The following is a 12,964-nucleotide window of genomic DNA, read 5'->3' on the forward strand; positions in this document are numbered from 1 at the left end:
GTACGCTGGGGCATTCACCGGCCGCAGTCGGCCGGTTCCAGCGGGAAAGGGGCACGGGTGACGGACAGCCCGCCGTCCGGCAAGGACACGCAGGCGGCCCGGCGCACGGTGGCGCGCCGCCCGACGATGAAGGACATCGCCCAGCGGGCCGGGGTCTCGGAGAGCGCGGTGTCGTTCGCGCTCAACGACCGCCCCGGCGTCTCCGAGGTCACCCGGGACCGGGTCCGCCGGGTCGCCGAGCAACTGGGCTGGCGGCCGAGCACGGCGGCCCGGGCGCTCTCCGGCGAGGGCGCGGCCACGGTCGGCCTGGTGGTGGCGCGCCCGGCCGCGACCCTCGGCGTGGACTCGTTCTTCCTCCAGCTGATCTCCGGCATCCAGGAGGTCCTGGCGGAGCGTCAACTCGGCCTGCTCTTCCAGGTGGTGGAGGACGTGGACGCCGAGTGCGCGGTGTACCGGCGGTGGTGGGCCGAGCACCGCGTGGACGGCGTCCTGGTGGTGGACCCGCGCACCGACGACCCGCGCCCGGAGCTGCTGGACGAGCTCGGGCTACCGGGGGTCGTCATCGGCGGGCTGCCGGACGCGCACCCCAACCTGTCGCAGGTGCGCGCCGACGACACCGGGGCGATGGCGGCGGTCGTCGGCAGGCTGTACGAGCTGGGGCACCGCAGAGTCGTGCACATCGCGGGCCTCGGCTCGCTGGCCCACACCGACCGCCGCATCTGCTCGCTGCGCGCCGAGGCCGAACGGCGCGGTCTGACCGGGGTGCGCTCGGTGACCACGGACTACTCGGACACCGAGGGCGCGGCCGTGACCCGTCGGGTCCTCGGCGGGCGGGCGGCGCCGACCGCGCTGGTCTACGACAACGACGTGATGGCGGCGGCCGGCGCGGCCGTGGTGGCGGGGCTCGGCCTCTCGGTGCCGGGCGACGTCTCGATCGTGTCGTGGGAGGACTCGGTGCTGTGCAGGATGGTGCACCCGTGGCTGACCGCGCTCTCCCGGGACACCATCGCGTTCGGGCGGCTGGCCGCGCGGGAGCTGACCGCACTGCTCGACGGCGGCGCCGCCCGGTCGGTCCCGATGCCGCTGCCCCGGCTGATCGAGCGCGAGAGCACCGCTCCCCCGCCGCCGCTCACTCGGGCCTGAGCAGCAGGAGGGCCACGTCGTCGCTGCGGCCCTGGGTCTCCTGGACATGGCGTACGAGGCTGTCGGCGACCTCCTCCAGGGGGCGCCCGCCCACCTCGGCGAGCCGGTCGGCGACGGCGGTCACCGACACGTCGAGGTCGACGCCCGCGATCTCGACGAGGCCGTCGGTGTACAGCGCGAGGACCGACCCGGGCGGCAGCGGCACCTCTGTGGTCGGGTAGACGGCGTCCGCCTCGATGCCGAGCAGCGGACCACCGGCCAGATCGAGCAGGCGCACTCGGCCGTCCGGGTCCCTGAGCAGCGGCTGGGGGTGTCCGGCGCGGGCCAGCAGGGCACGGCCGCGCGCGGTGTCCAGATGCAGGTAGATGCAGCTGGCGAAGCGCTCGGTGGCGAGGTCGACCAGCAGCCGGTTGGTGGACTCCATGACCCGGCCGGGGGTCTGGCCGACGGCGGTGTAGGCGCGTACGGCGGTGCGCACCTGGCCCATCAGGCCCGCCGCGGTGACGTTGTGGCCCTGGACGTCCCCGATCACCGCGGCGGCCGCGGTGCCGACGGGCAGCAGGTCGTAGAAGTCGCCGCCGATGTCCATGCCCTGGGTGCCGGGCAGATAGCGCGCGGCCACTTCCAGCCCGGGCAGTTCCGGCAGGGTGTGCGGCAGCAGGGCCTCCTGGAGGCCGTGGGCGAGCCGGTGCTTGGCGTCGTACAGGCGCGCCCGCTCCAGGGCCTGCGCGATGAGCCCGCCCACACTGGTCAGCACCGCGCGCTCCTCGGCCGTGAAGGTGCGCTCCTCGGCGTAGCCCAGCACACAGGTGCCGACGGCGCGGCCGGAGGCGATCAGCGGCAGATAGGCCCAGGCGGCCATGCCGTCGGGGGTGGCGTACCGGATCGGGTAGAGGCGCTCCAGCTGCGCGCGCGACTCGAAGAACGCCGGTACGCCGGTGCGCAGGGCGCGCACGCCCGGCGTCTGGGCGGTCAGCGGCATCCCGTCGAACCGGTCCACCACGAAGGGGTCCTCGTACCCGCGCTGTCCCAGGACGTGGAGCCGCCCGCCGGAGGAGCCGAGCATGACCAGGGTCTGGCTGCCCACGGCCGGCATGATCTCGTCGGCCACCAGGTCGATCACGTCCCGTACGCCCACCGCCTCGGTCAGGGCGCTGGCCAGGCTCAGGACGTGCGAGATGGTCACCAGGCGCCCCGGCCCCTCCCCCGCGTCGCGCGGCGGGGGGCCTCCGGGGTGCGTGGAGGCGCGGGCCCGGGTGATGCGCACGCTGAGGCCGGTGGTGCTGGGGTAGAGCCGGAAGGAGAGCCAGTCGCCCGGTGGGCGCAGCGCCACGAACGAGGTGATCTGCTGGCTGAGCAGGGCCGCCCGGTAGCGGTCCTCGTACATCGGGTCGTTCAGCCACGGCAGGGTCACCCACGGCGGGGTGCCGAGCAGGCGCTTGAGCGGGATGCCGAGCAGGTCGGCCGCCGACTGGTTGGCGTACTCGACCCGCCCGTCGAGATCGAGGGCGCACAGCCCGTACGGCAGGCGCGCGGCCATCCGGGCCGCCTCGGCTGCGTGGACCTCCCCGAGGGGCGGCTCCACCGGGCGCACACCGGGCTCCGGCAGCACGGGCCTGCCCTGGCCCGCGGCCCACTCCATGTACTCGGCGAGCCGGTCGCAGGCCGCGGTGAGCCGCTCGCGCTCGTGCCGGGAGAGTTCCGGCGGGTGCGAGCCGGGCCAGGTCACGTAGACAGCCCCGTAGACCGTGTCGGCGGTGGCCACGGGGAGCGCGGCCAGGGCGAACGGGTAGGGCAGGACGACCGCGATCCGGGGGTAGCGGCCCGCCATCTCCTCCTCACCGCCGACCCAGACCAGGCGCCGCTCGCGGGCCGCGTCGGCGACCGGGATCGGGGCGGCCAGCCCGACCCGCTCCCAGGGCGCGGCGAAGACCCTGGGCAGCCCCGCGATCGCGGTCATGACCAGGACGTTGTCCCCGCGATCGAGCACGTAGACGGCGCCGGAGTGCGCCTGGACGTCGTCCAGCAGCCCGGTCAGCACCCGGGAGAGGACCGCCTGGTGCGGGGGCCCGCGGCGGGGCGGGGGGCCGGGCGCATCCCGGTCGGGCACGGCGGACCACCTCCTCCACGGCCGCGCGTGGACACCTCTGGAAGATCCAGGCTGCCCGCCCGCGGCCGTCCCCGCACGGCGAGAGGGCCGCTCGGCCGGGTGGGGGAGCCCGGCGGGAGCCGACCGGGGGACAGCGCCGCGGGGGTGACGGCGATTCGCGTGGAAGATCCGTTCGCCTCCGTTATAAATCGGACGAAATAACTGACGGATCATCCGATCGGAAGAGGGGACTCCGAGTGCGACACATGCCCCGGTGGGGGGCACAACGGCCGTTATGTGAAAGGCAGTTGAACTTGGGCCGGGCCAACTACTTCCGGCCTGCTGCCTCGTTCACTCATCAGTGAGAGTCACTTCATGTGGGCAGCGTGTGACGTATCAGCGCAAGTCATGTCCACACCATCTAATTTTCGACGCACCTTCCCACCCATGAAGGAAGCCTCATGCGCCGAACCACCCTCGCCGCCGCGCTGTCAGCCGTCGTCGCACTGACCGCCGCGGTCGCCATGCCGACTGCCGAGGCCGCCCCGCACGGCGCCCTCCGGCCCGCCCTCGACGCCAAGCCGTTCCCGCCGCCGCTGCCGACCACCGCGCCCCCGGTGTCCCGGACCCTGAGCCCCGGTGTCACCCTCACCACGTACACCTTCGGCACGAAGAACGCGGACGACTTCTGGACCGTGCACGTGTACCTGCCCGCCCTGCCGGACGGCCCGGCCAACAGGGCCGCGACCGAGCTGGGCCCCAAGGGCACGGCGGACCGGGTCGCCCAGGCCCTGCGCGAGAAGGGCTTCACGCCGCGGGTCGAAGAGGTCCGCTCGCCCGCGTACGCCGACCTCGCGGCGGGCACGCTGGGCTGGACGGTCCGGGTGGGCGGCTTCGCCGAGCGGCCCGACGCGGCCGCGGAGCTGGCCAGGGTGAAGGCCGCCGGGTTCACCGGCGACACGCGCTACACCGCGCAGGACGGCACCGACTTCCACGCCCCGGAGAAGGTCAACGTCATAAGAGTCGACTTCCGGGAGTTCCAGGGCAAGGTGGACACCGAGTTCGGGCCCACGCTGCACGGCACGGAACCGGCGACCGACCTCGTCGCCCGCGCGCACGCGATCGCGGGCATCAACGGCCAGTGGTTCTACAACGACGCCCCCGGCGGGTTCTACGTCAAGGACGGCAAGGTGCTCGCCTCGGCGACCCAGGGCCGGGGCGCGATCCTGATCACCGACGGCGGGCGGCGCGTCCGCGTCGACGCCATCAAGGCGCACATCTCGCTGCGGACGCCGGGCGGCGCCATCGAGGAGATCGACGGCGTCAACCGCTTCCCCGGCGACGTCTGGAACTGCGGCGGAGTCGGCGGCGACACCCCGACCCAGAAGCCGCAGCACGACTTCGAGTGCACCGACCCCAGCGAGCTGGTGCGGTTCACCCCCGAGTGGGGCACGCCGCCGACCGGCGCGGGCGCCGAGGCGGTCCTCGACGCCCGCGACCGGGTGGTCGCCGTGAACTCCTCGCGCGGGGCCGCCGCCCCGCAGGGCGGGTCCACCCTCCAGGCCATCGGGGACAGCGCCGGCTGGCTGCTCGGCCATGTGCACGTGGGCGACCGGCTCGACATCCACACCCGTGTCACCGACAGCTACGGCATCCCGGTCCCGCTCACCCGGGACACCACGATCATGCAGGTCGGCCCGACCCTGGTGCGCCACGGCAAGGTGTCGGTGAACGCGCTGGCGGACGGGATCATCAGGTTCGGCTCCGACCAGTCCTTCACGTACGACTGGACCAACCGGGCCAATCCGCGCTCGATGATGGGCGTGGACGACCGCGGCCGGCTGATGCTGGCCGTCGTCGACGGCCGCCAGGCGGGCTACAGCGAGGGGCTGAGCATCGCGCGGACCGCGGAGCTGATGCGCCAGCTCGGCGCCCGCGAGGCGCTCAACCTCGACGGCGGCGGCTCCAGCGTGATGGCCACGGCGGCCGACGGCGTCATCAACCGCCCCTCGGACTCCTCGGGCGAGCGCTCGCTGGGCGACGCCTGGGTCATCAAGCCCTGAGCCCGTACCTCCCGTACGCGCAGGGCTGACCGGTCAGCGGGCCGGTCAGTCCTCCGGGGGCTCCTCCGGCGGCACCACCGGCCGCTCGGCCGACAGGTCCGCCTCCGTGCCGTCCGGTACGAACTCGCACCACACCGCCTTGCCGTCACCCCGGGGCTCCACGCCCCAGCGGGCCGACACCGCCTCGATGAGCATCAGCCCGCGCCCGGAGGTGGCCGCCTCGCCGGGGGTGCGGCGGCGCGGGCGAACGCTGGAGCGGTCCTTGACCCACAGCCGTACGCGCCGCACCGGCTCGGGCAGCACCTCCAGGGTGAGGACGGCGCCGCCCTCGGTGTGCAGCAGCACGTTGCCCAGGAGCTCGCCCGCGGCCAGTTCCACGTCGTCGACGAGCTCCCCGAAGCCCCAGTCCTCCAGGGCCCGGCGCAGCGCCACCCGGGACTCGGCGAGGCCCTCGGGGTCGGCCTGGTGGATGTACTGGTGGATGCGGGGGGCCTGCGGGGTGCCTGGGTCGGGGGCGCGGCGCAGCACGAGCAGAGCCACGTCGTCCCCGGTGCCCCAGCGCTCCCAGAGGGTGGCGGAGAGGTGGTCCGCGAGCGCGTCGGCTCCGGCGGGGCCCGTTCTTACGGCCCCCGCCAGGGCGTCCATCCCGGCCGAGATGTCCAGGCCGGGCTCCTCGACGAGCCCGTCGGTGCACATCACCATCGTCTCGCCGGGCACCAGGTCGAGCCGGGTCTCGGGGAACTCCTCGTCCTCGAACTCGGTGGCGAGCCCGAGCGGCAGTCCGCCGCGCAGGTTGGGGCGGCCCACCCGGCCGTCGGTGTGCCGGATGAAGGGCCCCAGGTGGCCCGCGCGGACGGCCCGTACACCACCGGAGGCGAGGTCCACCTGGGCGTACGTGCAGGTCGCGAAGCGCTCGGTGTCGAGCTCGGCCAGGAACCGCGAGGCGCGGGCGAGCACCGTGGCGGGCGGGTGCCCCTCCGCCGCGTAGGCGCGGATCGCGATGCGCAGCTGGCCCATGATCGCGGCGGCGTGGGTGTCGTGGCCCTGGACGTCGCCGACCACCACCCCGACCCGGCCGCGGGGCAGCGCCACCACGTCGTACCAGTCGCCGCCGACCTCCCGGCGGCCCCAGGCCGCGTGGTAGCGCACGGCGATCTCGGCGCCGGGGAACTCGGGCACGTGCCGCGGCAGCATCGAAGCCTGGAGGCCGGTGGCGAACTCGCGCTCCTGGTCGAAGAGGATGGCCCGCTGGAGCGACTGGGCGACGATGCCCGCGAGGCCCAGGCACAGGTTGCGGTCCTCGGCCGAGAAGTCGTTGCGGCCCCGGAAGAAGAGCGCGAGCCCGCCGACCGGACGGGCCTGGGCGATCAGCGGCAGGAAGGCCGCCGCGTCCACCTCCAGGCTCTGGATGTACGGGGCGAGCCGGGGGAAGGTGTGGCCGAGCTCGCCCAGCGAGGTGACGAACCGGGGCTGGCCGGTCAGCACGGCCTCGGCGAGCGGCAGCGAGTCGTCCAGGCGGTGCAGTTTCAGCTCGTCGAGCGCCTCCATCGAGTCGCCGGCCAGCGCGATCACCTTGAGCGCGCCGCCCTCGACGAGGCCGAGGACGAGACCGTCGGCGCCGAACCGTTCTCTCCCGTCGCTGCCGGTGAGGACCGCGGCGACGTCGTCGACGGTCACCGCCTTGGAGAGGGCCGCCGTGGTGCCCTGGACGATGCTGGTGATGCGTCTTCGGCCCGCCTCCATCGGGCTGATCGAGGTGAACTCGGTGAGCTCGGTGGAGGCGTTGCGGACGATCCCGAGGACGCGGTACGCGTTGCCCCGCTCGTCCCGCAGGATCCGCCCGCGCACATGGGTCCACTGCCGGTGTCCGTTGCGCCGCCGCAGCTGGAAGTAGGCGCCGTAGGAGGAGCGGCCGGTCTGCATGGCCTCGTCGATCACGGCGTTGACCCGCATGCCCTCCTCGGGAGGCACCCGGGAGACCAGCGAGTCGGGGTTCTCGTCGTACTCGTCGGGCCTCAGGTCGAAGACGGCGAGACCTGCGTCATCGAACGCAAGGGTGTTGTTCTCCAGGTCCCAGTCGAAGCTGCCCATGCGGTTGAGGGCCAGCCTCTCGCCCGGCCCGATCTGCCGTCGGTCGCGTGCAGCCACTGCGTCAGCTTATCTTCGGGGGTTTTTCCTCCGCATCACGGAGTCGCGCCCAAAGGGCCCGTCGTGGTGCGGTCGGCCCACAGTCACCCGTTCGGGCGCGCCCCGGAGGCGGCGGGGGCGGGGTTGTGCCGCAGCACCGCGTCGATCAGCCCCGAGGTCGCTTCGGGGAAGTCCATGGGGACAATGCCGAGGCCGGTGCGGCCCGGCAGCGCGGAACCGCTCAGGAAGTCGCGCACCTGCGGGTTGAGGCGGGCGGCGTTCCACTCGGGCGGCAGCCCGGCGGCCGTGCTCACATAGTTGATGAAGAGCTTGCCGGGCTGGTCGGCGGCCTTGCGGAACTGGGCCTCGATCTTGGGATATTTGCCGAAGGGTTCGGCGTTGTAGTCGTCCTGGATGTCGAAGAGCGCCGGGTCGCCGTAGCGCACGCCCGGCAGGCCGCCGTTGTCGGCGAGCAGCACCACCTTGCCCCGGGCCCCGCCCAGGGTGGGCAGCGCGGGGTCGAGGCGGAACAGCGGCCGCCAGCCCTTCTGGTCGAGGTAGAGGTCGAAGATCCGGCGGAACTCCGCGTCGCTCACCGTCGAGTACTCCTGCTTGACGCGCATCAGCACGGTCTCGCCCGGGTGGGCGGCGAGGAAGTCCCGGCAGGCGATCAGCACGTCGCCGAACATCAGGTTCTGGTAGAAGGCGGCGTGGTGGATGGCGAAGGCTTCACCGGTGGCCCGGCAGCGTACGTCCAGGAAGCGGATCCCCGCGTTCAGCTGGGCGGCGACGACGGCGCTCTGGCACTTCACCCACAGCCCGCCGAAGCGGGCGCCGGTGTCGTGCGTGCCGGGGATCGTCAGCTGCCGCAGGTCGGTCGCGCCGCCGAGACCCGCCATCCAGTCGCCAGTGCCCAGGGTGCGGGCCGCGGCGGGAGCGGCGCCCGCGTACGCGAGGAGTCCGGCGGCCGGAAGCACGGCCGCACCCTTGAGAAAGCCCCGCCGGTCCATGCCCACGCTCCCCCTGCCGCTCGGCGGCCCCCGAGGGCGCACCCGGTCATCGCTGTGGCATGGAAGCACAGCGGGCCGCAGGAGAACAGGCGTCGCGCGGTACGGATGACCGCCCGGTAGGGCCGACGCCGCCCGCGCCGGAGCCGCGGATTACCGGTTCGGCCCCGTATTCGACAGGATGGGCGCATGACCGAGATCCACACCCCCCGCCTTCTCCTGCGCCGCTGGGACGAGGACGACCTGCCCGCCCTGGCCGAGATCAACGCGGACCCGGACGTGATGCGCTGGACCGGGGACGGCTCGGTCCTCGATCTGGAGGAGACGGCCGACGACATCGAGCGCTGGGAGGAGGAGTGGGACGAGGAGGGCTTCGGGCTCTTCGCCGTCGAGCTCCTCGGCTCGGGCGAGCTGGCCGGGGTCGTCGGGCTCTCGGTCCCCACCTATCTGCCCGAGGTGCTGCCCGCCGTGGAGATCAGCTGGCGGCTGGGACGCCAGTTCTGGGGGCAGGGGTACGCCTCGGAGGCGGCGCAGGCGTCGCTGGAGTTCGCGCTCCAGGACCGCGGGCTCGACCGGGTCGTCGCCATCGCGCGGGTGGGCGACAGCGCGTCGGAGAACGTGATCCGCAAGCTGGGCATGGTCCCCGAGAAGGTCACCATCGACCCCCGGTACGGCCACCAGGTGGCGGTCCACTCCATCGACCTGAGCGAGTACGCGGGTTAGGGCCTGTCCGGTGGGTCCGGCCGGCACGCGGGGGTCTGGCACGCCCTCCCCCAAGGCCTTAAGGGCCAGGGGGGACCCCCAGCGGCGTTGTCGTCAATCGCCGACTCCCCCAAGCTCTCGGCTTCGCTCGAGCAGGGGGACCCCCATCGCGTCGACTCAATCCTCCGCCTTGCAGCTGGACGCATCAGACCCCCGCTCACCAACACCGAAAACGCACCCCTCGCCGAAGCCGACCGGACCCACCGGACAGGCCCTAGCCAGCGGCGGTACCCAGGTGGCCCGGCGCCGAGTGGACGCCGGGCTGGTACTTGGGCAGCCGGACCGTGATCTTCATGCCGGCGCCCACCGCCGTCTCGATGACCAGGCCGTGGCCGTCCCCGTACACCTGGCGCAGCCGGTCGTCCACGTTGGACAGACCGATGCCGGTGGACGGGCCGGTTTCGCCCGCGAGGATGCGCCGCAGCCGGTCGGGCTCCATGCCGACGCCGTTGTCCTCGATGACGACCAGCGCCTCGGACCCGGCGTCCTGCGCGGTGATGCTGATGTGGCTGTTGTCGGTCTTGCCCTCCAGACCGTGTTTGACGGCGTTCTCCACGAGCGGCTGGAGGCAGAGGAAGGGCAGGGCCACCGGCAGCACTTCGGGGGCGATCTGGAGGGTCACCGAGAGCCGCTCGCCGAAGCGGGCGCGGACCAGGGCCAAGTACTGGTCGATGGCGTGCAGTTCGTCGGCCAGGGTGGTGAAGTCGCCGTGCCTGCGGAACGAGTACCGGGTGAAGTCCGCGAACTCCAGGAGCAGTTCGCGCGCCCGGTCCGGGTCCGTGCGCACGAACGAGGCGATCACGGCCAGCGAGTTGAAGACGAAGTGCGGGGAGATCTGCGCCCGCAGCGCCTTGATCTCGGCCTCGATCAGCCGGGTGCGGGACCGGTCGAGGTCGGCGAGCTCCAGCTGGACCGACACCCAGCGGGCCACCTCGCCCGCCGCCCGCACCAGGACCGCCGACTCGCGCGGCGCGCAGGCGACCAGGGCGCCGTGCACCCGGTCCTCGACGGTGAGCGGGGCCACCACCGCCCAGCGCAGGGCGCACCCGACGTCGTCGCAGTGGATGCGGAACGCTTCGCCGCGGCCGGTCTCACGGATGCGGCCGAGCCGCTCCAGGATCTCCGCGCTGTGGTGCTCCCCCGCGCCGTCCCAGGTCAGCACCGAGGAACCGTCGGTCAGGCACAGCGCGTCGGTGCCGAGCAGGGTGCGCAGCCCCCGGACGGCCCGGCGCGCGGTGTCGGGGGTGAGCCCGGCCCGCAGCGGGGGCGCGGCCAGGGACGCGGTGTGCAGGGTCTGGAAGGTGGCGTGCTCGACGGGCGTGCCCAGATCGCCGAGCCCCGGCGGGCGCGCGGTGCGCCTCCCGGCCCAGAAGCCGGCCGCGACCAGCGGGAGGGCGGCCGCGAACATCCCGGCCAGGAACCCGTTCACGCCTGGGCCTGACGGGGTGCGGCGGTGCGAGCCGGTCCGCCGCGCTGCCCCGCGTAGAGCGCCTCCGGCAGATGGAAACGGGCCAGTATCGCGGCCGTGCCCGCCGGGATCCGGGCCGGCGTCGCCAGGGACACCAGGATCATCGTCAGGAAGCCGAGCGGCACCGACCAGAGCGCGGGCCAGGCGAGCAGCGCGTGCAGCGGTCCGCCGCCGGGCAGGCCCGCCATGGTGGCGGTGACCGCGAGCAGCGCCGAGCCGCCGCCCGCCACCATCCCGGCGACCGCGCCCGGCGGAGTGAGCCCGCGCCACCAGATGCCGAGTACCAGCAGCGGGCAGAACGAGGAGGCGGAGACCGCGAACGCGAGGCCCACCGCGTCGGCCACCGGAAGCCCGCCCACCAGGGCGCTGGCCGCCAGCGGTACCGCGACGGCGAGCAGGGTGGCGAGGCGGAAGTGCCGGACCCCCCGGGTCGGCAGCACGTCCTGGGTGAGGACGCCCGCGACCGCCAGGGTCAGCCCCGACGCGGTGGACAGGAAGGCCGCGAAGGCGCCGCCCGCGAGCAGCGCGCCGAGCAGGTTCCCGCCGACCCCGCCGATGACGCGGTGCGGCAGGACGAGCACGGCCGCGTCGGCCTGTCCGGTGAGGGCGAGTTCGGGCGCGTACAGCCTGCCCAGGGCGCCGTATACGGGCGGCAGCAGATAGAAGGCGCCGATCAGGCCGAGGACGACGACCGTGGTGCGGCGGGCGGCGACGCCGTGCGGGCTGGTGTAGAAGCGGACCACCACGTGCGGCAGGCCCATGGTGCCGAGGAAGGTGGCGACGATGAGTCCGTACGTGGCGTACAGCGGGCGTTCCTGGCGGGCGTGCGCGAGCGGCGTGGACATGCCCGCGCCGCCCGCGTCGCTGCTGGGGACCGGGTCGCCGGGGGCGAACACGAGCCGGGTGCCGCGCTCGACGCGGTGGGTGCCGGTGGGCAGCAGGACGCGTTCACCGGGGTGGCGCGTGCCGTCGACGGTGCCGGTCGCCGTGACCGTGAGCGGGGCGGCGAGCTTGATGTCGAGGGTGTCGTCGACGCGTACGGCCCGCTGTTCACGGAAGGCGGAGGGCTCGTCGAAGGCGACGCGCGGGGTGCCGTCGCCGTGCCAGGCGAGCAGCAGGAAGAGCGCGGGCACGAGGAGGGCGGTGAGCTTCAGCCAGTACTGGAAGGCCTGCACGAAGGTGATGCTGCGCATGCCGCCCGCGGCGACGGTGGCGACGACGACCACCGCGACCAGGACCCCGCCGAACCACCGCGGCGCCCCGGTGAGGACCTTGAGGGTGAGGCCCGCGCCCTGGAGCTGGGGCAGCAGATAGAGCCAGCCCACCCCGACGACCAGGGCGGCGGCGAGCCGTCGCACGGAGCGCGATTCGAGCCGGGCCTCGGCGAAGTCGGGCAGGGTGTACGCGCCGGAGCGGCGCAGCGGGGCCGCGACGAACACCAGCAGGACGAGATAGCCGGCGGCGTAGCCCACCGGGTACCAGAGCATGTCGGGGCCCTGGACGAGGACGAGGCCCGCGATGCCGAGGAAGGAGGCGGCGGAGAGGTACTCGCCGCTGATCGCGGCCGCGTTGAGCCGGGGGCCCACGGTGCGCGAGGCCACGTAGAAGTCGGAGGTGGTCCGGGATATGCGCAGGCCGAGCGCGCCGACGAGGACCGTAGCGAGGACCACGAGGGCCACGGCCGGTACGGCGTAGTTCTGGTTCACGTTCTCACGTTCCTCGGCGGGCGCCGGGCGGGCGGTCAGCGGTCCTCGGGGCAGGGGCCCTTGGGGCAGGGGCCCTCGGGTCAGCGGGCTTCCGGGTCAGCGGTCCTCGACGAGGCGGGCGAAGTCGCGTTCGTTGCGCTCGGCCCGCTTCACGTACCAGCGGGCGAGCAGCACGAGCGGCGGGTAGACGCCGAAGCCGAGCACGCCCCAGACCAGCCCGGGGTTCTGCGGCCGCACCGCGAACACCAGCGGCAGCGGCCCGACCAGCAGCACGAGCACGGCGAACACGGTGAGTCCGGCGAGCAGTTGGCTGCGCATGAGGGAACGCACATAGGTGTGGCCGAGGGTGGTCTGCTCCTCGATCTCGGTCCGGGGCCGGTATCCGGTGAGCCCGCGGGTGCGCCGGGGCACCCCGGTGACGACGACGCGGCGTTCCGTCGGATCCTGCGGCACGGCTGCCTCCCCAAGGCTGGCTCTGTGTCGCCAGAGACTAGTGCCGACAGGCCCTAGTGACCTGGTTTTGAGGTCGTGGGTCGCCACGTGAGGCGTCTCCTGTTTCAGGTTGCGGTGTTCGCCTGCGGCAGGTCACGCGTTCACGC

The 12,964-nt window shown here is 73.6% G+C and carries 9 protein-coding genes; 3 read left to right on the plus strand and 6 right to left on the minus strand.

Annotated elements, in window-relative coordinates; all coding sequences use genetic code 11:
* Positions 1–126: 126 nt before the first annotated feature.
* The gene (locus AB0G17_RS10845; RefSeq protein WP_361378951.1) at positions 127–1,143 is read left to right on the plus strand and encodes a LacI family DNA-binding transcriptional regulator; all 1,017 of its coding nucleotides are present in this window, start codon (positions 127–129) and stop codon (positions 1,141–1,143) included.
* Here the strand turns inward: AB0G17_RS10845 and AB0G17_RS10850 are convergent.
* Positions 1,130–3,253 carry a SpoIIE family protein phosphatase gene (locus tag AB0G17_RS10850; RefSeq protein WP_361378880.1) on the minus strand — a complete coding sequence of 708 codons (2,124 nt, stop codon included), beginning with the start codon at positions 3,251–3,253 and terminating at the stop codon, positions 1,130–1,132. The genes AB0G17_RS10845 and AB0G17_RS10850 overlap by 14 nt on opposite strands.
* 440 nt (positions 3,254–3,693) lie before the next feature.
* Between AB0G17_RS10850 and AB0G17_RS10855 the strand changes: the two genes are divergently transcribed.
* Positions 3,694–5,295 (plus strand): phosphodiester glycosidase family protein, encoded by a 1,602-nt coding sequence (locus AB0G17_RS10855; RefSeq protein WP_361378882.1) that lies wholly within the window; start codon positions 3,694–3,696, stop codon positions 5,293–5,295.
* 45 nt (positions 5,296–5,340) lie between these two features.
* Here the strand turns inward: AB0G17_RS10855 and AB0G17_RS10860 are convergent, their stop codons facing one another.
* Entirely contained in the window at positions 5,341–7,386 is a 2,046-nt protein-coding gene (locus AB0G17_RS10860) for a SpoIIE family protein phosphatase (protein ID WP_361378954.1), read from the minus strand.
* A gap of 140 nt (positions 7,387–7,526) precedes the next feature.
* Positions 7,527–8,432 carry a phosphatidylinositol-specific phospholipase C gene (locus tag AB0G17_RS10865; RefSeq protein ID WP_361378884.1) on the minus strand — a complete coding sequence of 302 codons (906 nt, stop codon included), beginning with the start codon at positions 8,430–8,432 and terminating at the stop codon, positions 7,527–7,529.
* A 186-nt stretch (positions 8,433–8,618) separates the two neighbouring features.
* Here AB0G17_RS10865 and AB0G17_RS10870 point away from each other — a divergent pair, with 186 nt between their 5' ends.
* Positions 8,619–9,152 carry a GNAT family N-acetyltransferase gene (locus AB0G17_RS10870; RefSeq protein WP_361378887.1) on the plus strand — a complete coding sequence of 178 codons (534 nt, stop codon included), beginning with the start codon at positions 8,619–8,621 and terminating at the stop codon, positions 9,150–9,152.
* Between the two features lie 253 nt (positions 9,153–9,405).
* Here AB0G17_RS10870 and AB0G17_RS10875 read toward each other — a convergent pair whose 3' ends face one another.
* The 3 genes from AB0G17_RS10875 to AB0G17_RS10885 all read right to left on the minus strand — a co-directional run bounded on the left by AB0G17_RS10875 (position 9,406) and on the right by AB0G17_RS10885 (position 12,818).
* Complete coding sequence (locus AB0G17_RS10875; RefSeq protein ID WP_361378890.1) at positions 9,406–10,620, minus strand: histidine kinase; 1,215 nt, start codon at positions 10,618–10,620, stop codon at positions 9,406–9,408.
* Entirely contained in the window at positions 10,617–12,365 is a 1,749-nt protein-coding gene (locus AB0G17_RS10880) for a cation acetate symporter (RefSeq protein ID WP_361378893.1), read from the minus strand. Before AB0G17_RS10880 ends, AB0G17_RS10875 begins: the two co-directional genes overlap by 4 nt.
* A gap of 96 nt (positions 12,366–12,461) precedes the next feature.
* The gene (locus AB0G17_RS10885; RefSeq protein ID WP_361378896.1) at positions 12,462–12,818 is read right to left on the minus strand and encodes a hypothetical protein; all 357 of its coding nucleotides are present in this window, start codon (positions 12,816–12,818) and stop codon (positions 12,462–12,464) included.
* Between the last annotated feature and the right edge of the window lie 146 nt (positions 12,819–12,964).

Origin of the sequence: Streptomyces sp. NPDC023838 (genome assembly GCF_040639555.1) — a bacterium.
Lineage (GTDB): Bacteria > Actinomycetota > Actinomycetes > Streptomycetales > Streptomycetaceae > Streptomyces.